The organism is Aquabacterium sp., from assembly GCF_041909175.1.
GTDB lineage: Bacteria > Pseudomonadota > Gammaproteobacteria > Burkholderiales > Burkholderiaceae_C > Aquabacterium.
The window spans coordinates 484,413-505,754 of sequence record NZ_JAYRDZ010000001.1; the positions used below are offsets into that span (position 1 = coordinate 484,413).

At 65.6% G+C, this 21,342-nt stretch carries 19 protein-coding genes and 1 riboswitch; of the genes, 10 read left to right on the forward strand and 9 right to left on the reverse strand.

Translation table 11 applies throughout. The features are described 5' to 3' along the window. Positions 1–9: 9 nt before the first annotated feature. The 4 genes from ACE3PH_RS02125 to ACE3PH_RS02140 are packed head-to-tail and all read left to right on the forward strand — an operon-like array spanning position 10 to position 3,320. Positions 10–483, forward strand: a complete 474-nt coding sequence (locus ACE3PH_RS02125; protein WP_374316023.1) for a diheme cytochrome c — start codon at positions 10–12, stop codon at positions 481–483. A gap of 33 nt (positions 484–516) precedes the next feature. After that, complete coding sequence (locus tag ACE3PH_RS02130; RefSeq protein ID WP_374316025.1) at positions 517–1,272, forward strand: cytochrome b/b6 domain-containing protein; 756 nt, start codon at positions 517–519, stop codon at positions 1,270–1,272. A gap of 3 nt (positions 1,273–1,275) precedes the next feature. Then, positions 1,276–1,947: a winged helix-turn-helix domain-containing protein gene (locus tag ACE3PH_RS02135; RefSeq protein ID WP_374316027.1), complete on the forward strand. Its 672-nt coding sequence runs from the start codon at positions 1,276–1,278 to the stop codon at positions 1,945–1,947. Beyond that, the gene (locus ACE3PH_RS02140) at positions 1,944–3,320 is read left to right on the forward strand and encodes an ATP-binding protein (protein ID WP_374316029.1); all 1,377 of its coding nucleotides are present in this window, start codon (positions 1,944–1,946) and stop codon (positions 3,318–3,320) included. The genes ACE3PH_RS02135 and ACE3PH_RS02140 overlap by 4 nt, the downstream gene beginning before the upstream one ends. Here the strand turns inward: ACE3PH_RS02140 and ACE3PH_RS02145 are convergent. From ACE3PH_RS02145 to ACE3PH_RS02185, 9 genes are all read right to left on the reverse strand, one after another. After that, positions 3,255–4,733 (reverse strand): sensor histidine kinase, encoded by a 1,479-nt coding sequence (locus ACE3PH_RS02145; protein ID WP_374316031.1) that lies wholly within the window; start codon positions 4,731–4,733, stop codon positions 3,255–3,257. The genes ACE3PH_RS02140 and ACE3PH_RS02145 overlap by 66 nt on opposite strands. 113 nt (positions 4,734–4,846) lie before the next feature. Then, complete coding sequence (locus ACE3PH_RS02150) at positions 4,847–6,511, reverse strand: PfkB family carbohydrate kinase (RefSeq protein ID WP_374316033.1); 1,665 nt, start codon at positions 6,509–6,511, stop codon at positions 4,847–4,849. A 7-nt stretch (positions 6,512–6,518) separates the two neighbouring features. Next, entirely contained in the window at positions 6,519–7,331 is an 813-nt protein-coding gene (locus ACE3PH_RS02155) for a thiazole synthase (RefSeq protein ID WP_374316035.1), read from the reverse strand. A 3-nt stretch (positions 7,332–7,334) separates the two neighbouring features. After that, entirely contained in the window at positions 7,335–7,562 is a 228-nt protein-coding gene (locus tag ACE3PH_RS02160; protein WP_374316037.1) for a MoaD/ThiS family protein, read from the reverse strand. 14 nt (positions 7,563–7,576) lie between these two features. Further along, positions 7,577–8,647: an FAD-dependent oxidoreductase gene (locus tag ACE3PH_RS02165; RefSeq protein WP_374316039.1), complete on the reverse strand. Its 1,071-nt coding sequence runs from the start codon at positions 8,645–8,647 to the stop codon at positions 7,577–7,579. Positions 8,648–8,657: 10 nt separating this feature from the next. Beyond that, positions 8,658–10,550: a phosphomethylpyrimidine synthase ThiC gene (thiC, locus tag ACE3PH_RS02170; protein WP_374316041.1), complete on the reverse strand. Its 1,893-nt coding sequence runs from the start codon at positions 10,548–10,550 to the stop codon at positions 8,658–8,660. Positions 10,551–10,691: 141 nt separating this feature from the next. Further along, a riboswitch (TPP riboswitch) is annotated at positions 10,692–10,804 on the reverse strand. Positions 10,805–10,817: 13 nt separating this feature from the next. Continuing rightward, on the reverse strand, positions 10,818–11,069 hold the full coding sequence (locus ACE3PH_RS02175) for a hypothetical protein (protein WP_374316043.1): 252 nt from the start codon (positions 11,067–11,069) through the stop codon (positions 10,818–10,820). Between the two features lies 1 nt (position 11,070). Then, the gene (gene feoB, locus ACE3PH_RS02180) at positions 11,071–12,939 is read right to left on the reverse strand and encodes a ferrous iron transport protein B (protein ID WP_374316045.1); all 1,869 of its coding nucleotides are present in this window, start codon (positions 12,937–12,939) and stop codon (positions 11,071–11,073) included. A gap of 17 nt (positions 12,940–12,956) precedes the next feature. After that, complete coding sequence (locus ACE3PH_RS02185; RefSeq protein ID WP_374316047.1) at positions 12,957–13,241, reverse strand: ferrous iron transport protein A; 285 nt, start codon at positions 13,239–13,241, stop codon at positions 12,957–12,959. Between the two features lie 317 nt (positions 13,242–13,558). Between ACE3PH_RS02185 and mraZ the strand changes: the two genes are divergently transcribed. Genes mraZ through mraY form a run of 6 tightly spaced genes read left to right on the forward strand, consistent with a single transcriptional unit; the run spans position 13,559 to position 21,328 of the window. Continuing rightward, positions 13,559–13,996 carry a division/cell wall cluster transcriptional repressor MraZ gene (gene mraZ, locus ACE3PH_RS02190; protein ID WP_374316049.1) on the forward strand — a complete coding sequence of 146 codons (438 nt, stop codon included), beginning with the start codon at positions 13,559–13,561 and terminating at the stop codon, positions 13,994–13,996. Between the two features lie 5 nt (positions 13,997–14,001). Then, positions 14,002–15,015, forward strand: a complete 1,014-nt coding sequence (gene rsmH, locus ACE3PH_RS02195) for a 16S rRNA (cytosine(1402)-N(4))-methyltransferase RsmH (protein ID WP_374316051.1) — start codon at positions 14,002–14,004, stop codon at positions 15,013–15,015. Then, positions 15,012–15,302, forward strand: coding sequence for a cell division protein FtsL (gene ftsL / locus ACE3PH_RS02200; protein ID WP_374316053.1), 291 nt, complete (start codon positions 15,012–15,014; stop codon positions 15,300–15,302). Before rsmH ends, ftsL begins: the two co-directional genes overlap by 4 nt. Positions 15,303–15,361: 59 nt before the next feature. Further along, positions 15,362–17,203, forward strand: a complete 1,842-nt coding sequence (locus ACE3PH_RS02205) for a peptidoglycan D,D-transpeptidase FtsI family protein (protein WP_374316229.1) — start codon at positions 15,362–15,364, stop codon at positions 17,201–17,203. Beyond that, positions 17,200–20,160 (forward strand): bifunctional UDP-N-acetylmuramoyl-L-alanyl-D-glutamate--2,6-diaminopimelate ligase MurE/UDP-N-acetylmuramoyl-tripeptide--D-alanyl-D-alanine ligase MurF, encoded by a 2,961-nt coding sequence (murF, locus tag ACE3PH_RS02210; RefSeq protein ID WP_374316055.1) that lies wholly within the window; start codon positions 17,200–17,202, stop codon positions 20,158–20,160. The genes ACE3PH_RS02205 and murF overlap by 4 nt, the downstream gene beginning before the upstream one ends. Continuing rightward, complete coding sequence (gene mraY / locus ACE3PH_RS02215) at positions 20,150–21,328, forward strand: phospho-N-acetylmuramoyl-pentapeptide-transferase (RefSeq protein WP_374316057.1); 1,179 nt, start codon at positions 20,150–20,152, stop codon at positions 21,326–21,328. Before murF ends, mraY begins: the two co-directional genes overlap by 11 nt. The last annotated feature ends 14 nt before the right edge of the window (positions 21,329–21,342 follow it).

The following is a 21,342-nucleotide window of genomic DNA, read 5'->3' on the forward strand; positions in this document are numbered from 1 at the left end:
GAGAACGACATGAAACAAGGAACCGGCATGCGCTGGCTGGCAGGCTGCTGTCTGGCCCTCGGGCTGGCAGACTGGGCCGGCGCAGATGAGCACGGCCCTCGCACCCCCTTGCTGCCCTTGTATCAGCAGGAGTGCGCAGCCTGTCACCTGGCTTATCCACCCGGCATGTTGCCTGCCGCATCGTGGCGGCGCCTGATGGGTCATTTGCCACAGCACTTCGGTACCGATGCCTCGCTGGACCCCGCTACGGTGCGCAAGCTGGCGGGCTGGCTGGAGGCGAATGCGGCCACGGGGCGGCGTGCCCGCACCGAGCCACCGCAGGACCGGATCACCCGCACGACATGGTTCGAGCATGAACACGACGAGATTTCGCCGTCGGTCTGGAAGCGCGCCTCGGTGCGCAGTGCGTCGAACTGCATCGCCTGCCACCGCGAAGCCGACCGCGGCTTGTTTGATGAGGACAGCGTGCGCATTCCGCGGTGAGCGGACGGCGTGCGCGACAGCAAGGACACGATCATGAACACATCCACCGGACTGGACCACCGTACAGCGACGCCTCAGCCGAGTCGCCGCACCATCGATGCGCCGACACGGGCTTTTCACTGGCTGCTGGCGGCCTGCTTTCTCGGGGCCTACCTGACCTCGGAGGGGGAGCGTTGGCGCCTGGTGCATGTCACCCTGGGCTACACCATGGTCGGGCTGATGGCCTGGCGCGTGTTGTGGGGGTTGTTGGGGCCTCGGCATGCCCGACTGAGTGCGTGGTGGCGCAAGGCGCAGGGCTGGCGGAATCTGTGGGCCAACCGCGCGCAACCCTCGGCCCGGCTGCTGCAGAATGTGCTGCTGGCATTCGGTGTGCTGGCCCTGATGGCCACCATCGTGCTGACCACCGCCAGTGGCTATGCGGTTTACCAGGAATGGTGGGACGATGCGCTGGAAGAGGTGCACGAGGTGGCTGGCAATACCCTGCTGGCGCTGGTGCTGGGACATGTGGGCTTGATCGTGGTCAGCAGCATCTGGCGGCGGCAAAATCAGGTCATGCCGATGGTGTCGGGGCGCACCCCGGGTGCCGGGCAGGATGTGGTGCAGCGCAATCAAGGCTGGATGGCCGCGTTGATGCTGTGCTGCGTGCTGTCTTTCTGGGGCTGGCAATGGAGCCAGGCGCCGACTTCGGGCGGCACGGGCAGCGACATCTCGCAGGACGAGCCGGTGGGGGGCGCCCATTCGGGGCGTCATCATGAGCGACATCACGACGACGATGCAGACGAGGACTGACACATGCGGATCTTGCTGGCTGAGGACGACCCCCTGCTGGGCGATGGCCTGCGGGCGGGTTTGAGGCAAGCCGGCTTCCAGGTGGACTGGGTGCGCGATGGGCTGGCCGCAGAGCGTGAACTGCGGGCGGAGCCCTACGCTGCAGCGGTGCTGGATCTGGGCTTGCCGCTGTGCGATGGCCTGGTGGTCTTGCAGCGTGCCCGTGCGTCGGGCGTGAGCACGCCGGTGCTGATCCTGACCGCACGAGATGCTGTGCCAGACCGCATCAAGGGGCTGGACCTGGGCGCGGACGATTACGTGCTCAAGCCCGTTGATCTGGCCGAACTGGCCGCGCGCCTGCGCGCCCTGGTGCGTCGTGCGCACGGGCAGGTGCAGGAAACACTCAAGGCCCATGGGGTCGAGTTGGATGTCGCTGCGCGCCGCGCCACCCTGGATGGGGTGGCCGTGGAGTTGTCCACCCGCGAGTTCGACCTGCTGCACGCCCTGATGCTGCAGCCCGGTCGGGTGTTGTCGCGTGATCAGCTCGAGCAGCAGCTCTATAGCTGGGGGCATGAGGTGGAGAGCAACACCATCGAGGTCCATGTGCACCATTTGCGACGCAAGCTGCGGCCCTCCTTGATCCGTACGGTGCGCGGCGTAGGCTACGCCCTCATGGCCGATGAGGTGTCGCCATGAGTGCCTCGGACCAGTCGCCGCAACGTCTGCCCTCTTTGCAAGGGCGTCTGACCCTGATGGTGCTGGTGCTGGTGGCCGTGGTGTGGTGCGGCACGGCGGCGCTCACCTGGTACCAGGCCCAGCACGAGCTCGATGAGCTGCTGGACAGCCACCTGGCTCAGGGTGCTGCGATGCTGGTGGTGCGGCAGGCCCATGAGTTGGACGACGACGATGATGGTCTGGCCGAGATGCCCGAGCTGCATCGCCATGCCGACCGCGTCGCATTCCAGGTCTGGAATCGTGGTGAGCTGGTGATGCGCTCGCCTGGCGCGTCAGCCCAGCCCATGAGTGCCCAGACGCAAGGCTACTCCACGGTGGACATGAACGGCCGAAGCTGGCGCGTGTTTGCCGCCCAGGGCCAGTCGCATCACATGCAGGTTTTCGTGGGCGAAGAGCTGCGCTCGCGCAGGGAAATCCTGTGGGCGCTGTTGCGCAGCCTGGCTTGGCCGATGGCCGTGATGCTGCCTCTGCTGGCGCTGGCGACCTGGCTGGCCATTCGGGAGGGGCTGCGGCCTTTGCGCAGCCTGAGCCAGGCGGTCAGTGCGCGTGCGCCCGATGACCTCCAGCCGCTCGTGCTGTCGCGCTCGGTGCAGGAATTGGCCCCTTTGGTCTCTGCGCTCAATAGCCTGTTTGGTCAGGTCAACGAGTTGCTGCAAACCGAGCGGCGCTTCACCGCCGATGCGGCCCATGAATTGCGCACACCCATTGCCGGTGTGCGGGCACAGGCGCAGGTGGCGTTGTCGGCCACGCAGGATGAAGAGCGCCGGCACGCCCTGGCCCTGACCCTCAGCGGGTGTGACCGGTTGACCCGTCTGGTCGAGCAATTGCTGATGCTGTCGCGGCTGGAGGCCGACCCGCAGTCGGTGGGCACGGCCGTGGATCTGTCCGCCCAGGCTCGCCTGGTGGCGGGTGATCTGGCGGTGCACGCCATGGGCCGTCACCAGGACATCGAAGTCGATGGTGTGAGCCACGCACGGGTGTCGGCCAACGACACCCTGGTGGGTGTGCTCTTGCGCAACCTGATCGACAACGCCTGCCGCTACAGCCCGGACGGTGCTCGGGTGAGGGTGCGTGTGGATGAAGGCGAGGCAGGCCAGGTCAGCCTGACGGTGGAAGACAGTGGGCCTGGCTTGTCCGGGGCGGACCTTCACCGGCTGGGCGAGCGTTTCTTCCGCGTGCTGGGGACGGGGCAGAGTGGCAGCGGGCTGGGCTGGTCCATCGTGCGGCGCATCGCCTTGATGCTGGGCTTGGCTGTGGCCGTGGACCGGTCACCCGAGCTCGGTGGGCTGCGTGTCGTCGTGCGGGGCTGGCGGCAAGCTGAGCGTGAAGCATGAGCCGACGCCGAACTCGCTGCGCAGCTCGATGCGCCCCTGCATGCGCTCGATGAACTGCTGCACGATGTACAGCCCCAGGCCCGTGCCTTCGACTTCCCGCGCTTTCGTGGGCATGCGCCTGAATGGCTGGAAGAGCTGACCGATCTCGTCTGGGCGCAAGCCGATCCCAGTGTCCTCGATATGGATGAGGGTGGCGTCCGGGCGGCGCTCTTCGGCCCAGATGCGGACCCGACCCTGCGGGCGGTTGTACTTGCAGGCGTTGGACAACAGGTTCAGGAAGATCTGCTGAAGCCGTCGGGCATCGGCCATCACCCACAGGGGCTGCGATGCCATGGCATTGACGATCTCGACGCCGTGCTGCTGACGTGTGCTGTCCACCAGCAGCAGGCTCTGGTTCAGCAACTCGCGGGCATCGACGCGCTCGATGGTCAAGGCCATGTCGCCTGACTCGACCTTGGTGAGGTCCAGCACGTCTTCGATCAAGCTGCGCAATTGTCGGCCTGCCTGTAGGATCAGGTTGATGCGCTGGCGCTGGGTGTCGGTCGCCGGTTCGGTCTGATCCATGGCGAGCAACTGTGCAAAACCGAGGATGGCGTTGAGTGGCGTGCGCAACTCGTGACTGAGCCTGGACAGGAAAGCCCGTTGGGCTTGGGCGACCTTGTCGGCGGCCTGGGCCTGTGCGGCGAGCTCGGCCCGGGCGAGATGCTGAGCGTGCTGACGGCGCAGGCTGCGGTGTATGAGCCAGCCCGAGGTCAGTGTGAGGAGGATGGCTGACAGCGTGATGCCCAGGGTCAACGCCATCACGGTCTGCCGGGAGGCCTCGGCCAGGCGGGCACTGAAGGCGTTCTCGGTCTGCAGCAGGTCGCGGTCGATCTGCTGAATGTGCGTGAGGGTGCGTTGCTGGCCGGCCAGGTCTGCGCCCTTGACCTGGCTGCTCAGCATGGCGGCTTGCATCTGCAACTGCGCGATGAGTGCATCGGCGTGGGTCCAGGTGCTCAGCGCCTGATTGAACACCGGCAACCAGCTCAAGCGTCTGAAGAGCTGCACCATCGCTGCGATGTCTTCCGGGTGGTTTTCTCCCTGCAGGAAACCTTGCTGCACAAGAGCCATGTCCGGCATGGGCTGTGAGAGCTGCTCGCGTGCCTGCCGATCTCCCTGGGGCACGGCAAGCGCCGCGTGATAGCGGGCCAGGTCAGCGGGATCGTGTGAGGCGGCGTAGTCGCGAAGGGCTTGAACGGCCAGGCTGCGGGCCTTGGACCAGCGGCTTTCTCCGCCGACGTAGGCGCGTACCGCGCCCAGGACATGGACGCTCGCCACCGACAGCGCAGACACGGCTGCCACCACCAGCACCAGAGGTGCCAGGACACGGAAATAAAGCCAACCCAGCTTGCGCTGGGTATCTGACCGCTGCATGGTTGAACACTGCTCCTGCGATGACGGTGGGCCGCATGACGACCCTCGCAGGTATGCAGTCGCCAGTTGGTGCGAGATTGCACCAACGAGCTATTTCACCATATAAAAAATATTCAGGCTATGGGGTTTGCAAATGGCAGCACGGGATGTGGCAATGATGTCACCGTCGGCGCGGCGTCGTCGCCCTGGCTCCGGCCGTTGCACACCGCGTCGCGCAAGGCCGGCAGACGCGCCTGCATGTCCGGCAGTTCGGTGCCCAGACCCCGCACCACGCACACCGCAGCCGGGCCGCAAGCTGCTGCCATCTGCAGCTCGGCTGGTGTCAGCAGGCCGCCAATGGCCACCACGGGCACAGGTGCCTGCTGCACCCACCAGCGGAGGTTGTCAGGACCTTGCTGCAGCCAGGGCATGTCCTTGGTGGTGGTGGCCTTGACCGGGCCGCAGGCGATGTAGCTCGCGCCACAGCCGGCTGCGCGTGCCAGTTCCCACAGGCTGTGCGAACTCAAGCCCAGCATCACGCGATCGGCTGCCTGGCGCAGCAGCGTCTGATCGGCCGTGGACAGGGCCAGCAAGTCCTCCTGACCCAGGTGCAGGCCCCACTGAAAGCCTGCCAAGGACCCACCGGGGGCAGGGCGGCTCAAGGCCAGTTGCCAGTGGTCATTGATGAAGACTTGCGCACCATGCCGGGCTGCCGCCGCGAGGCTGGCATCGATATGGGGCTCCACGCCAGCGGCTGCCTTGTGGCGCAACTGCAGGCACCGCAGGCCCGCTTGCAGTGCAGCATCCAGTTGCGTGCTGGTTGCCAGGATGCCGTAGAGCCCATCTGCCGGTGGTGTGAATGGCTGGAAACGAGTGGGCTGCGCTGCCTGCAACAGCCAGGGCAGTTCGGTGCCCAGGCCCAGCCAGGGCAGGGGTGCCCCACCGGCTTGCAGTCCGGCCGCAAAGCCGGGGCGCGCCATGACGGGGCCGGGTCCTGAGCCCGCAGCGTGCGCGTGCATCAAGGCGTGGTGGGTGAGCATCTTGGCCAGCACCACGGCGTCTGCCTCGACGTGACCCAGCGCCAGTGCGCTGGCCACGCCAGACGCGAACGTGCACCCGGTGCCATGGTGGTGACGGGTGTCGACCCGGGGGGCTGTCAGCCAGCCTTGCGCCTGTGGGCTGGCGAGCCAGTCCAGGCTGTGCGCGGCATCCGGCGCATCGCCTCCGGTGACGACCACCGTGCGTACACCCAGGCCCTGCAATGCAGAAGCCAGCTCGGGGATCTCGTCATGAGGCTGATCGTGCTTGCCCGGGCGCCCCAGCAGGCGTGCCGCCTCGGCGCGGTTCGGTGTCAGCACCGTGGTGCGCGGCAGCACCAGGTCACGGTAAGCCTGCAGAACGGCCTCGTTGCTGAATGCGCTGCCGCCGGCCGATGCGCCCAGCACCGGGTCCACCACCAGTGCCAGCTGACGGTGCGGGTCGTCGCCAGCGGGGGTGTGGGCGCGGAAGTGATCCACCCAGCGCACGAGGGCCTCGATGGCATGCACGCTGCCCAGCAGTCCGGTCTTGATGACGCGCGGCGGCAGGTCGGACGCCAGGGCCAGCAGTTGGGCATGCAGTTGCTCGGCTGTCACGGGAAAGATGGCCTCGACCCCGCGCGAGTGCTGGGCCGTCAGGGCGGCCACCACCGGACAGCAATGCACGCCCATGGCGTCTGCCGCACGCTGGTCGGCACTCAGGCCTGCACCACCGGCCGTGTCCAGCCCGGCGATGCTCCAGATGATGGGTGGGTGGCTCATGGCAGGCTCACAGCAGGAAGGGTTGCCCCGTGACCGGGGTAGAGGCCACGGCCACATCGCTGGTGGGCATCAGCCCAGCCAGGTAACCTTGGCGACCGGCCTCGACTGCCTGCTTGAAGGCGCGGGCCATGCGCACGGGGTGGCCAGACTGAGACACGGCGGAATTGAGCAGCACGGCATCCATGCCCAGCTCCATGGCCGCTGTGGCGTGCGATGGGGCGCCCAGCCCTGCGTCCACGATCAGGGTGATGTCGGGCAGGCGGGCGCGCAAGGTGCGCAAGGCCCAGGGGTTGAGCAGCCCCAGGCCGGAGCCGATGGGCGCTGCCCAGGGCATCAGGATGCGGCAGCCGGCATCGACCAGGCGCAGGCAGCTCACCAGGTCGTCGGTGCAATAGGGCAGCACCACGAACCCGTCATTGACGAGTTGGCGAGCGGCTTCCACCAGTTCGAACGGGTCGGGCTGCAAGGTCTGGTCGTCGCCCACCACTTCCAGCTTGATCCAGTTCGTGCCCAGCAGTTCGCGGGCCATGCGTGCCAGGGTGACCGCCTCGCGTGCGCTGCGGCAGCCCGCCGTGTTGGGCAACAGGTGTGCGCCTTGCTCCTTGGCGGTGTCGCGGATGATCTGCACGAAGCCGTTGTCGCCGCCAACGGCGAGCGTGCGCTTGAGGCCCAGCGTCAGGACCTGGGAGCCAGAGGCCTGGATGGCATGGCGCAGGGTGTCGGGCGAGGGGTACTGGGCGGTGCCCAGCAGGAAGCGGCTGTGCAGGGTGGTGTCACCAATCTGCCAGGTGTCGGCTTCGGGTTTGATGAGTTCGCTCATGGGTCAACCTCCGGTGATCGGCGAAAAACACAGCACGGCGTCGCCCTCTTGCAGAACATGGTGGCCGCGGTCGGCGCGGGCCACGAAGTCGCCATTGACCGCGGTGGCGACGCTGTGTGTATCGAGCGACGAGCCAGCCAGCAAGGCGGGCAAGGCGTCGGCCAGGGTGCTGCCGCGGGGCACGCCCAGCGGCCCGCGGTCAGTCTGAATCGTGATGGTGTCGGTGCTCATGTGTGCGGGCCTTTTCAGCCAAGCAGGTCGGTGCGGGCCAGCGCCTCATCGAGCACGGATGGCGCCAGCAGCCAACCGTGTCGGTACAGCCCGTTGAGGCGGACCAGTCCGGGCTCGACATGGATATCGGGCCGATTGTCAGGCAAAGCCGGACGCAGGTTCGTGTCGAGCCGGATGATGCGGGCTTCGGCCAGATCCGGCACCACACTGTGGGCGGCGGCCATCAGCTCGACCGCGGACCGCAGGGACATGGGGGAGCGGTCTTCGCTTTCGATCTCGCTGGCACCGATCAGCACGACGTCTCCCGGGCGCGGCACGATGTAGACGCGGTAGCGGGGGTGCAGCAGCCGAATGGGCCGGTGCAACACGACGCCGGGTGCATGCAGCCACACCACTTCGCCACGCACGCCGCGCATCGGCAGTTGCGGCCGAGCGCCCAGGCCGCGGGTGTCGACCACGGTGTCGAAGAGATGGGTCTGATCGGCAGTGCGCAAGCAGCCGGCACCGGTCTCGACCACGGTTTCGCCCCAGCGCCATTGCACGCCCGGCGCGGTGGCGTGCAGGGCCTCCAGTGTGCTGACCGTGCAGATGGAGCCCTCGCCCGGCAGGAGCCAGGCATGCAGGGTGCCTGATGCACTGTGCAAGGCGGGCTCCAATGCCTGCCGCGCAGCGGCATCGAGCGCTTGAACCTGGTGCGGCCATTGCACCGAGCCTGACTCGATGCGCGCCAGTACCCGGCGGGCGGCACCGAGATCCGGCGCGTGGGCCACCATCAGGCTGCCCTGTCGGTTGAACCAGGGGCGTTGTCCGCTGAGTTCGCCCAACTGTCGGGTGATGGCGTCCCAGCGGTCAATGGCATACCAGCCGCGCTCGGCCACGTCCAGATCGGCCGCGTCGAGTTCGGCCAGCGGGCTGAGCATGCCTGCGGCGGTGAAGCCGGCGGCCCCATGGCCGTTGAAGGGCGGGCTGGCGCTGTCGGCCGGGTCGAACACCGTCACCTGGTGGCCGGCCTGGGCGAGGGTCCACGCGGCCAGTCGGCCGAGCAAGCCGGCGCCGGCCACGCCAATGTGTCGAGGGGATGTCATGGCGGCGTGCTCAGTTGGTTGGATGGGCGGGCTGAATGGGGATGTAGAGCTCACCGCCGACCTGCTTGAATTCTTCCGACTTCTCGGCCATGCCCTTCTCGGCGAATTCACGCACTTCCTGCGTGATCTTCATCGAGCAGAACTTGGGCCCGCACATCGAGCAGAAGTGCGCCACCTTGGCCGAGTCCTTGGGCAGCGTCTCGTCGTGGAAGTCGCGCGCGGTCTCCGGGTCCAGGCCCAGGTTGAACTGGTCTTCCCAGCGGAAGTCGAAGCGGGCTTCGGAGAGCGCATCATCACGGGCGCGGGCACCAGGGTGGCCCTTGGCGATGTCGGCAGCGTGGGCTGCGATCTTGTAGGCGATCAGGCCCTGCTTGACGTCGTCACGGTTGGGCAGGCCCAGGTGTTCCTTCGGCGTCACGTAGCACAGCATGGCCGTCCCCATCCAGCCGATCATGGCCGCACCGATGGCCGAGGCGATGTGGTCGTAGCCCGGCGCCACGTCGATCGTCAGCGGGCCCAGGGTGTAGAAGGGCGCTTCATGGCAGTGCTTGAGCTGCTCGTCCATATTGGCCTGGATCATGTGCATCGGCACGTGCCCCGGGCCTTCGATGATGGTCTGCACATCGTGCTTCCAGGCGATCTGGGTGAGTTCGCCCAGCGTATGCAGTTCGGCGAATTGCGCTTCGTCGTTGGCGTCGCTCAGGCAACCCGGACGCAGGCCATCCCCCAGCGAGAAGGTCACGTCGTACGCCTTCATGATCTCGCAGATCTCTTCGAAGCGCGTGTACAGGAAGTTTTCCTGGTGATGCGCGATGCACCACTTCGCCAGGATCGAGCCGCCACGCGACACGATGCCGGTGCGGCGTCTGGCCGTCATCGGGATGTGGTGCAGGCGCAGGCCGGCGTGGATGGTGAAGTAGTCCACGCCCTGTTCGGCTTGCTCGATCAGGGTGTCACGGAAGATCTCCCAGCTCAGGTCTTCTGCCACGCCGCCCACCTTCTCCAGCGCCTGGTAGATGGGCACAGTGCCGATGGGCACGGGGCTGTTGCGCACGATCCAGTCGCGCGTGGTGTGGATGTGCTTGCCGGTGGACAGGTCCATCACGGTGTCGCCGCCCCAGCGGATCGACCACACCAGCTTTTCGACTTCTTCCTCGATCGACGACGTCACGGCCGAGTTGCCGATGTTCGCGTTGATCTTCACCAGGAAGTTGCGGCCGATGATCATCGGCTCGAGTTCGGTGTGGTTGATGTTGGCGGGGATCACGGCGCGGCCACGGGCCACTTCATCGCGCACGAACTCGGGCGTGATCTCGCGCGGGATCATGGCGCCCATGGGGTTGCCGCGCAGGCGGGCTTCACGCTCGGCATCGGCGCCATATCGGCCGCGCCAGTCTTCGGCCTGGTCGATGCGGCGCTGGTTTTCGCGCAGGGCCACAAATTCCATTTCAGGGGTGATGATGCCTTGGCGGGCGTAGTGCATCTGCGTGACATTGCGTCCAGCCAGGGCTCGACGCGGCTGTCGTTGCAGGCCAGCCGCCGCTTCACGCAAGGCCGCCATGCGGGCGTCGTGGCGTTCGCCATCCTTCAGCCCATCGTCGACGGCCAGGATGGCGCGACCTTCGTATGGCTCGGTGTCGCCGCGGGCTGCCACCGCCGCCTCGCGCACGGGGGGCAGCCCCCTGGTCACGTCGATGCTGACGTTCGGGTCGGTGTAGGGCCCGGAGCAGTCGTACAACGTGACTGCTTCGCCATTGGTGAGTGATACCTCGCGCATCGGGACGCGCACGCCGGGGTGGCTGCCGGTCACATAGACCTTGCGTGAAGCGGGCAAAGGCTCACGCGTGAGTCGCGTGAGTTCGTCGAGCGTGTGCAGCGCCGCAGCGCGGTCGGGGGCATTCATGGGCGGTCTCCTCGGCAGCAGGTGGTGGTCACATGCTCCGAGGGCGCCCTGACGGATTCGTGGTGTGGTCTGGCGGGGTGGTCATCAGGTGCGGGCACGGGGCACGATCCTGAAGGCCGCACCCACCCAGGCACCATGTGGCCTCGACAGGACAGCTCTTCTTTCGCCGGTATGAGCCGGATCAAGTTCAACGGGTTCGGCAAGCCATCTCAGCAACCACTGCATACACAGTGGGTGCACCCCGGAGCAAGCCTGCAGTGTAGCGGCTCAGGCGCGGGGTGTCACGTGGACGCGGTGGTCCTTGCTTGGCGTGTCCTGGCTTTGACCGCAGCGCCCGCAGCCGCTGCCGCAACTGGCGCTGCTGTCGGTTGTCGCGCAATGGCTGCCCGCAGCGGTCTGTGCGCGGCCACGGAATGCCGCACGCCAGGCGGGCCACCAGCGCCGTCCGAGGTAGGCGAAGGCGCCCAGCGCGATGGCGATCGCCAGCAGGTCTTGCCACAGAGGACTTTGGGTGCTCATGTCATGCTCCCCAATAGAGGGCCAGTCGGTAGACGATGAAGCATGCGACGTAGGCCAGACCGAACAGGTAAGCCAGCATCAGCAAGGGCATCTTCCAGCCGTTGGTTTCGCGTTTGACGACGATGATGGTCGACAGGCACTGGGGCGCATAGACATACCAGGTCATCAGCGACAGGGCAGTGGGCAGTGACCAGGCATGTTGCACCACCGATACCAGGGCGTTCGACAGGTCGTCACCTGATTGGGACAGTGCGTAGACGGTGCCCAGCGCCCCGACCGCGACTTCCCGTGCGGCCATGCCGGGCACCAGCGCAATGCAGATCTGCCAGGTGAAGCCAATGGGCTTGAAGATCACTTCCAGCGCCTTGCCCAGCATGCCGGCCAGGCTGTAGTTGATGGCGGGCTCGCTTGCACCGGCTGGCGGCGCCGGGAAGCTCGACAGGAACCACAGCACGATCATGATCGCGAGGATGATGGTGCCGACGCGTTGCACGAAGATGCGTGCACGCTCCCACAGGCCGATGGCCAGATTGCGCAGGTGGGGCCAGTGGTAGTCAGGCAGTTCCATCAACAGAGGTTGTGGACCCGCATCTTTCATGAACAGCTTGAGCACCAGTGCCACCAGCAGGCCCGACAGGATGCCTGCTGCGTACAGCCCGAACAGCACCAGGCCTTGCAGGTTGAACCAGCCGCCCACGGTGCGCGAGGGGATGAACGCCGCAATCAGCAGCGCATAGACCGGTAGGCGTGCCGAGCACGTCATCAGCGGCGCGATGAGGATGGTGACCAGGCGATCGCGTGGATTGGCGATGGTGCGCGTGGCCATGATGCCGGGAATGGCGCAGGCAAAGCTCGACAGCAGCGGGATGAAGGCACGACCCGACAAGCCCACGCTACCCATGACCCGGTCCAGCAGAAAGGCAGCTCGGGGCAGGTAGCCCGAGTCTTCCAGGGCCAGGATGAAGGCAAACAGGATCAGGATTTGCGGCAGGAACACCAGCACACTGCCGGCGCCGCTGATGACCCCGTCCACGAGCAGGCTGCGCAGCGGGCCGTCGCTCATGTGGGCCTGCACCCATTGGCCCAGGGCTGACATGTGTTCGTCGATCCAGTCCATGGGCGCACTGGCCCAGCTGAACACGGCCTGGAAGACCAGGAACATCAGGGCCGCCAGGATGACCGGACCCAGGATCGGGTGCAGGGCGAATCGGTCCAGCCGAGCGGTCAGGCTTTCTCTGGCCTGGCTGGTGCTCACGCACTCGTCGAGCAGGGCGCCGACCCGCTGGTGGGTGCTCTGCACATCCAGATGAGCGAGTTTGTCCAGTTGAGTGGTGACCTCGGCTGCCGGACGGTCGCGCCAGCCGAGTTGATCGAGTTGGGTCAGCAGTGCCTGCTCGCCGCCCGACTGGATGGCCACGGTCTCGACAACCGGGATGCCCAGCCTTTCTTGCAGGCGCGCCACGTCGATGTGGATGCCGCGCTTGATGGCCTGGTCCATCATGTTGATGGCCAGCACCATGGGGATGCCCAGGGTCTGCAACTCCAGCACCATGCGCAGATTCAGGCGCAGGTTGGTGGCATCGACCACGCAGACCAGCCCGACCGGGGGCATCTCGCCGGCACGTGCGCCAGCGATCACGTCGCGGGTCACGGCCTCATCCGGGGTTGCTGCCAGCAGGCTGTAGGCGCCTGGCAGATCCAGGATGCGCCAGGCCTGGCCAGCGGGGGACACGAATTGACCCTCTTTGCGCTCGACCGTGACGCCGGCATAGTTGCCCACCTTCTGGCGGGCGCCGGTCAGGCGGTTGAACAGGGCAGTTTTGCCGCAGTTGGGGTTGCCAACCAGCGCGATCAGTGGAACAGCACTCATGAATGGTGGACGCCAGCTCAGGCTGGAATGACCTCGATCAGGGAGGACTCCAGTTTACGCATGGCGAAGGTGCTGGTGCCGACGCGCACGGCAAGGGGGCCATGACCGGCGAACACCCGACGCAGGACCTGCACGCGCTCGCCGGGCACGAAGCCCAGTTCAAGCAGTCGGCGCTTGAGGGCGCCGCCATCGTGATGGCTGGCGTGGACCTCGCTGATGACCGCCACCGCACGAGCCGGCAGCTTGTCAAGAGTCGTTGCTGCTTGCGTGCTGTGATGCGATGCGTAGTGGTGCGGTTTCATGGAGCCCATTCTAGGATCGAATGCGAACTATTCGCAATAGCCTAGTGTTGATCTGGGTCACTCGTTTCCGCGCTTCCACCTGGTCCCCGGGATTGTCCTTGCCATGGGGTGAGCCCCCTCAAAGTGGGAGTAATCCTCAACCAGCACTTCCACAGGCTTTTGCAAGTCCTTATTTTTGAACGATTTTTTGGCTCCGAAAATACGGCAGGAAACGCTTGTAAGTCTTTGATTTCATTGGGAATTTTTTCACTTCCAGCCTTGTTTTGCCCCTTTGCTTCGGTTAAAGTGGGAATAAGTGCAAATAAGTGGAGTTTTGTGTGAGTCTCGTCTTCCAAGGAGCTTCAGCGCTGTCGCTGGACGCCAAGGGCCGCATGGCGGTCCCTTCGCGCCATCGCGATGCCCTGCAAGCGCTTTGCGCAGGGCAGCTCACCATCACGAAGAACCCTGATGGCTGCCTGATGGTCTTTCCTCGCCCGGCGTGGGAGACCTTCCGCGACAAGGTGGCCGCCTTGCCGATGTCGGCTGCCGGCTGGAAGCGCATCTTTCTGGGCAATGCCCAGGATGTGGACATCGACAACTCGGCGCGGGTGCTGATTTCGCCCGAGTTGCGAGCGGCAGCCGGGATCACGAAGGACGTCATGTTGTTGGGTATGGGCAGCCACTTTGAATTGTGGGATGCCCAGCGCTATGCAGCGCACGAAGCCGAGGTCATGGCCCAGCCCATGCCCGAGGCCCTGCAGGACTTCACTTTCTGACCGACATGCAAGGGGAGCACACACCGTGGCAGCACACCACCGTCCTGCTGCACGAGGCCGTCAATGCCTTGTGGGACGAGTCGGTGGGGCCTTTGCCGCAGGGCCGCTATGTGGACGCGACCTTCGGTCGTGGCGGGCACTCGCGTCTGCTGCTGTCGAAGCTGGGTCCGCAGGCGCAGTTGCTGGCGCTCGATCGCGACCCGGATGCCATCGCCCATGCCACGCAGGGGCCGGATGCGGTGACCGACCCGCGCTTTCAGATCGTGCATTCCCCGTTTTCCTGCTGGGCCGACGTGGTCGAGTCTCGCGGCTGGCCTTTGGTCGACGGGCTGCTGATGGACATCGGGGTGTCGTCCCCGCAGATCGACAACCCCGATCGGGGCTTCAGTTTCCGTTTCGATGCGCCGCTGGACATGCGCATGGACACGACGCAGGGCGAGAGCGTGGCCGACTACCTCTCGCACGTTTCGGTTGAAGAGCTGGCGGAGGTGATACAGACCTATGGCGAAGAACGGTTTGCTCGCCCGATTGCAAAGGCGATTGTGGCTCGTCGCGCAGCAGGACAGCCTGTCCGAACTACCGGAGAGCTGTCCCAGGTCGTGGCTGGTTCGGTCAAGACACGCGAAGCCGGCCAGAACCCAGCCACGCGTACCTTTCAAGCTCTACGGATTCACGTCAACCGCGAGCTGGGCGAACTCGAGGACGCGCTGGAGGCAGCCCTGAAAATGCTGGCGCCCGGCGGTCGACTGGCGGTCATCAGCTTCCACTCCCTGGAAGACCGGATCGTCAAGACCTTCATCGCGCGACACAGCCGCGAGGAGGTGGATCGCCGTGCACCATTTGCGCCACCCAAGCCCATGATGTTGCGCGCCGTGGCACGCATCAAACCGTCTGAGGCCGAAGTGGAGGCCAACCCGCGTGCCCGCTCCGCCGTGCTGCGTGTGGCCGAGCGCACCGACACGCCCTGGCAACCCAAGGCCGAGGCTCCCGCCCGGGGCCGCAAGGGAGGTCGTCGATGATGGCGCGCCTCAATATCTTCCTGGCCGTGGTGTTGCTGCTGAGCTGTTTCTGGCTGATTCGCTCCAGCTACGAGTCGCGTCGTCTGTTTGTCGAGCTGGACAAGGCGCAGAACCAGGCGCAGGAGCTGCAAACCGACCATGACCGCCTGGTGCTCGAAAAGCGGGCGCAGGCCACGCCGCTGCGGGTTGAAAAGCTTGCGCGCGAAAAACTGCAGATGTTCAATGCCACCCCGGCTGTCACGCATTACGTGAGCCAGGCGGCTTCCCACACGGAGGCCGCCAAGTGAGCGTGGGGGACTTCATTCGCCGGCTGGTCAGGCTGCCGCGTCGCCAGTCGGCGGCCGCCATGCCCACCGTCCGCTATGCGACCAGCCCGCTGCTGGCCTCGCGGACGCCGTCCTGGCGTGCGAAGTTCCTCGTGGCGCTGGTGGGGATCGGGTTTGCCGTGCTGATTGGCCGTGCTGCCTGGATCCAGATCATCCACAACGATTTCTATCTGCAGCAAGGCGCCAACCGTTACGAGCGCCGCATCGAGTTGCCGGCCAACCGCGGCCGTATCCTTGATCGCAATGGTGAGATCCTGGCGTCGTCGGTGCCCGCGCCCTCGTTGTGGGCCATTCCCAAGGATGTGGAGGCCAGTGACCAGCAGTTGCGCGCCCTGGCCAAGTTGCTGGACATGACGCCGGCCGAGTTGCGCAAGCGCCTCGATGGCAACCCCAACTTTGTCTGGTTGCGTCGCCAGGTGGACGATGCCGTGGCGCAGAAAGTGGCCGACCTGAAGATCAAGGGCATCCACGACATCAAGGAGTCGCGTCGCCAGTACCCTGAAGGGGAGGCGGCAGCCCACATCGTCGGATTCACCAACATCGAAGACCAGGGCCAGGAAGGCATCGAGCTGGCGTACCAGAAGCAGTTGCTGGGGCGTGATGGCGAGCGCCGCGTGATCAAGGACCGTCTGGGCCGGGTGGTCGAATCGGTGGGTGACCTGATCCCGGCTGATGATGGCCGTGACATCCGCCTGTCGATCGACGCGAAGATCCAGTTCTACGCCTACCAGCGCATCCGCGATGCCGTCGCGCTGCACAAGGCCAAGGCGGGTAGCGTGGTGGTGATCGACGCCGTGTCCGGCGAAGTGCTGGCGCTGGCCAATGTGCCGAGCTATGACCCGGCCGACCGGCGCAACCTCACCGGCGCCCAGTTGCGCAACCGAGCCCTGACGGACACCTTCGAGCCGGGCTCGACCATGAAGCCGTTCACCATTTCCCTGGCGCTGGAAACCGGGCGGGTCAAGCCTAGCACGGTCATCCAGACGGCGCCTGGTCGGCTGACCATCGACGGTGCCACCATTTCGGATTCCCATGCCCACGGCGATCTGACCGTGGAAGAGGTCATCCAGAAGTCGAGCAACGTGGGCACGGCCAAGATTGCCTTGCAGATGCAGCCCCGCGAAATGTGGGAGATCTTCACCGCGGCAGGCCTGGGTCAAAAGCCCCAGATCGGTTTCCCGGGCGTGGTGACAGGGCGCTTGCGCCCCTACAAGAGCTGGCGCCGCATCGAGCAGGTCACCATGAGCTACGGCTACGGCCTGTCGGCGTCCTTGTTCCAGCTGGCTCAGGCTTACACGGTGTTCGCACGTGATGGCGAGCTCATCCCGGTGTCCCTCCTCAAGCGCGACAGCGATGAGCAGCCGGAGCGCGTGCGCCCCCTGGCTGTGCGCACCGGGTTTCGTTCGGATGATGGTGACCCTGCAGCAGATTCTGCCCGTCAGGCGCTGGCTGATCCCGTGCCTGTCAAGGGGCGCCGGGTGATCTCGCCTGAAACGGCGCGTGAGGTGCGCAAGATGCTGGCCATGGTCATCGGCCCGGGGGGCACGGCACCCCAGGCCCAGGCTCAGGGCTACAGCGTGGGTGGCAAGACCGGCACGGCCCACAAGCAAGAGGGCAAGGGCTACGCAGGCAACAAGTACCGTTCGTGGTTTGTGGGCATCGCCCCTATCAACCATCCACGCATCGTGGTGGCGGTCATGGTCGACGAGCCCGGAGACGGTGTCTATTTCGGTGGCGCGGTAGCCGGCCCCGTGTTTGCGCAGGTGGTTCAGCAAACCCTCAACAGACTGGGTGTCATGCCTGATCTGGAGGTCCAGCCACGCATCACCGCAGCGCCGGCTGTGGAGGAAAGTTTCCAATGAGCGCGTCTCCGATGATCCTGGCCGACGTGAGTGATGCCCTGACCTGGTTGCACCAGCAAGGCGTGTCCGCTCTGACGGTAGACAGCCGCAAAGTGGCTGGCATGGCCGAAGCGGGTGTCGCCTTCATCGCCTGGCCAGGGGCAGCCAAAGATGGCCGTGCTTTTGTGGCGCAGGCCCTGGCCGACGGCGCGCGTCTGTGTCTGGTCGAGGCCGATGGTGTCGAAGACTTCGGTTTCGCCGATGCCCGCATCGCGGCGCTCAAGGGGCTGAAGGCCGCCAGCGCAGAAATTGCTCACGGCTTCTTTGGCGAGCCCAGTGCGGCACTCGACGTGGTGGCTGTGACGGGTACCAATGGCAAGACGTCCACCTCCTGGTGGACCGCTCAGGCCTTGTCCGCCGTCGGCCGGCCATGCGGTGTGGTGGGCACCCTGGGCGTGGGGCGCCCCAACGGACAGGGTTTTCTGTCGACCGGGATGACCACGCCGGACCCGATCACGCTGCACGCAACCTTCCGCCGCTTTGTGTCAGAAGGCTGTCAGGCTGCGGCCATCGAAGCCTCGTCGATCGGCATCGAAGAGCTGCGTCTGCACGCTACACGCATCGCGGTGGCCCAGTTCACCAATTTCACGCAAGACCATCTCGACTACCACGGCAGCATGGAGGCCTACTGGGCAGCCAAGCAGGCCCTGTTCCAGTGGCCTGGCTTGCGTGCGGCTGTGGTGAACGTGGATGACCCCATGGGCGAGACCCTGGTCGATGTCTGTCAGGCCCACGGTCTGGAGCTGTGGACTTATGGACTCGTGCAGCATGCCCGACTGCAGGCGGACAGCCTGCAACACGATGTCCATGGCATGAGCTTCACCCTGGTCGAGCGCAGCGAAGACCTTTCCGAGGTGGTGGACCACGCCGAAGTTCATACCTTCATGGTGGGCGACTACAACGTCTCCAACCTGCTGGCGGTGGTGGGGGCCTTGCGCGCCCTGGGCATCTCGCTGGCTCAGGCGGTTGAAGCCTGCGGTACCTTGCAGCCGGTGCCGGGCCGCATGCAGCGCGTCGCTGCTTCGGAAGAACTGCCTGCCAGCGTGACGCAAGACCTGCCGCTCGCGGTGGTGGACTATGCCCACACGCCTGATGCCTTGAAGAAGGCGCTGGAGGCCTTGCGTCCGCTCGCTCAGGCGCGCGGCGGCAAGTTGTGGTGCGTGTTCGGTTGCGGTGGCAACCGCGACCCGCTCAAGCGTCCGATGATGGGCGCCATTGCCGAGCAGCATGCCGATCAGGTCGTGCTCACCAGCGATAACCCGCGCGATGAAGCCCCGTGCTTCATCCTGTCCCAGATCATGGCAGGCATCGCGGGGCATGACGATGTCTGCGTGATGGAAGACCGTCGCGAGGCCATTGCCGATGCCATCGCACGCTGTGACAGCCGCGACGTGGTCCTGCTGGCTGGCAAGGGCCATGAAAGCACGCAGGAGATCGCGGGCGTGAAGACGCCGCTGTCCGATGTGCAGGAGGCCACCCGCGCCTTGCTCAAGCGGGCGTCCCGCACCCACCCCATGATGACGCTGGGACTGGCGCACAAGTTGTTGCCTGGTTCGAGCCTGTCTGGCGATCCCGCAACGCCGTTCCTGCGCGTACACACCGATACCCGCACGCTGCAGCCCGGCGACCTGTTCGTGGCCTTGCGCGGCGAGCGCTTCGATGCCCACGACTTCCTGCCGCAGGCCCAGTCCGCTGGCGCCGTGGCGGCCGTTGCCCAGCACGGGCTGGAGCAGGCCGGCATGCCGGGCCTGATTGTGTCCGATACGCGTGCCGCACTGGGCTGGCTGGCCAGTGGCTGGCGTGCCCGTTTCGACATCCCGCTGGTGGCCGTGACCGGCAGCAATGGCAAGACCACGGTCACGCAGATGGTGGCATCCATCCTGCAGGCCTGGGTTGTGGCGCAAGGCTGTCCTGATGCAGCGCTGGCCACCCGTGGCAACTTCAACAACGAAATCGGCGTGCCGCTGACCCTGCTGCGTCTGCGAGAGGGCGTGCACCAGTGTGCGGTCGTCGAGCTCGGCATGAACCACCCAGGCGAAATCCCGCAGCTGGCCGCGCTGGCGGCCCCTACGGTGGCCCTGGTCAACAACGCTCAGCGCGAGCACCAGGAGTTCATGCACACGGTGGAAGCCGTGGCGCGGGAAAACGGCGCGGTGCTGCAGGCCTTGTCGCGTGATGGCGTGGCGGTGTTCCCGTCCGACGACGAGCACACCCCGATCTGGCGTGAGCTCGCCAATGGCTGCAAGGTGATCGATTTCGGTTTCAACCCTGAAGCCAAGGTGCACGGCGATGCGGTGTGGTCCTCGACACCGACGCCACATTGGCTCATCACGCTGCAAACCCCGGAAGGCGTTGCCAGCGTGAAGCTGCGCATGGCGGGGCGCCACAACGTCCGCAACGCCCTGGCTGCCACAGCCTGTGCGCTGGGGGCCGGGGTGCCGCTGAACAGCGTGGTCGACGGGCTGGAGGCTTTCGAGCCGGTCAAGGGACGTTCGCAGCTGAAGACGGCACGGCTCCATGACCGAGACGTGACCCTCATCGACGACAGCTACAACGCCAATCCGGATTCGGTTCGTGCCGCCATCGACATGCTGGCTGCCTTGCCGGGGCCGCACTGGCTGGTGTTGGGCGACATGGGCGAAGTGGGCACACAAGGGCCTGCCTTCCACGAGGAGGTGGGGCGCCACGCGCAGGAGATGGGCATCGAGCACGTCTGGACAGCAGGCGAGCTGTGTGCCCATGCCGCCCGTGCTTATGGGGCCTCTGCCCGACATTTCAATACGGCAGCCGAGATGGTCTCGGCATTGCACGACATCAACCAGGCACCGGAAGTGAACGCCGTGCTGGTCAAAGGTTCACGCTTCATGAAAATGGAACAAATCGTGGCTGTGCTCAACGGAGGCGCCCATGCTGCTTAGTCTGGCGCTCTGGCTGCAGTCGCTGCATCCCGAATGGGGTTTCCTGCGGGTCTTCCAGTACCTGACCTTCCGGGCAGTGATGGCCGCGATGACGGCGCTCGTCATGGGTCTGGCCCTGGGCCCCTATGTGATCCGCCGTCTGACCGAGTTGAAGATCGGGCAGCCGATTCGTGACTACGCCATGCAGACGCACCTCAGCAAGCGCGGCACGCCGACCATGGGCGGCGTGTTGATCCTGCTGTCCATTGCGGCGTCGACCCTGTTGTGGTTTGACTGGGCCAACCGTTTCGTCTGGATCGTGATGATCGTGACGACCGGCTTCGGCGCCATCGGCTGGGTGGACGACTGGCGCAAGGTCGTCAACAAGGACCCGGAGGGCATGCCCTCACGCGAGAAGTACTTCTGGCAGTCCCTCATCGGCTTGATTGCAGCGTTGTACCTGGCCTTCAATGTGTCCGAGGTCAACAGCCTGCGCGTGATCGAACTCTTCCTGCGCTGGATCGCTTCAGGCTTCTCGAATGACCTGCCCCCCAAGGCCGACCTGATCGTGCCCTTTTTCAAGACCGTCAGCTATCCGCTGGGCGTCTGGGGCTTCATCGTGCTGTCCTACATCGTGATCGTGGGTACCAGTAACGCCGTCAACCTGACTGATGGGCTGGATGGCCTGGCCATCATGCCGGTGGTGATGGTGGGCTCGGTGCTGGGCATCTTTTGCTACGTCACGGGCAATGCCATCTATGCCAAGTACCTGTTCCTGCCGCACATCCCGGGTGCGGGCGAGCTCATGGTGTTTTGCGCTGCGCTGGCGGGGGCCGGCTTGGCTTTCCTGTGGTTCAACGCCTACCCGGCTGAAGTCTTCATGGGCGACGTGGGCGCGCTGGCATTGGGCGGTGCGCTGGGCACCATTGCCGTCATCGTGCGCCAGGAAATCGTGTTGTCCATCATGGGGGGCGTCTTCGTGCTGGAGGCCCTCTCCGTGATGATCCAGGTGACCTACTTCAAGTACACGAAAAAGAAGTTCGGCGAGGGGCGCCGCATCCTGTTGATGGCGCCCTTGCACCATCACTTCGAGAAATCCGGCTGGAAGGAAACGCAGGTGGTGGTCCGCTTCTGGATCATCACGATGCTGTTGTGTCTGATCGGCCTGTCGTCGCTCAAGCTCCGTTGATTCAAACCACTGAA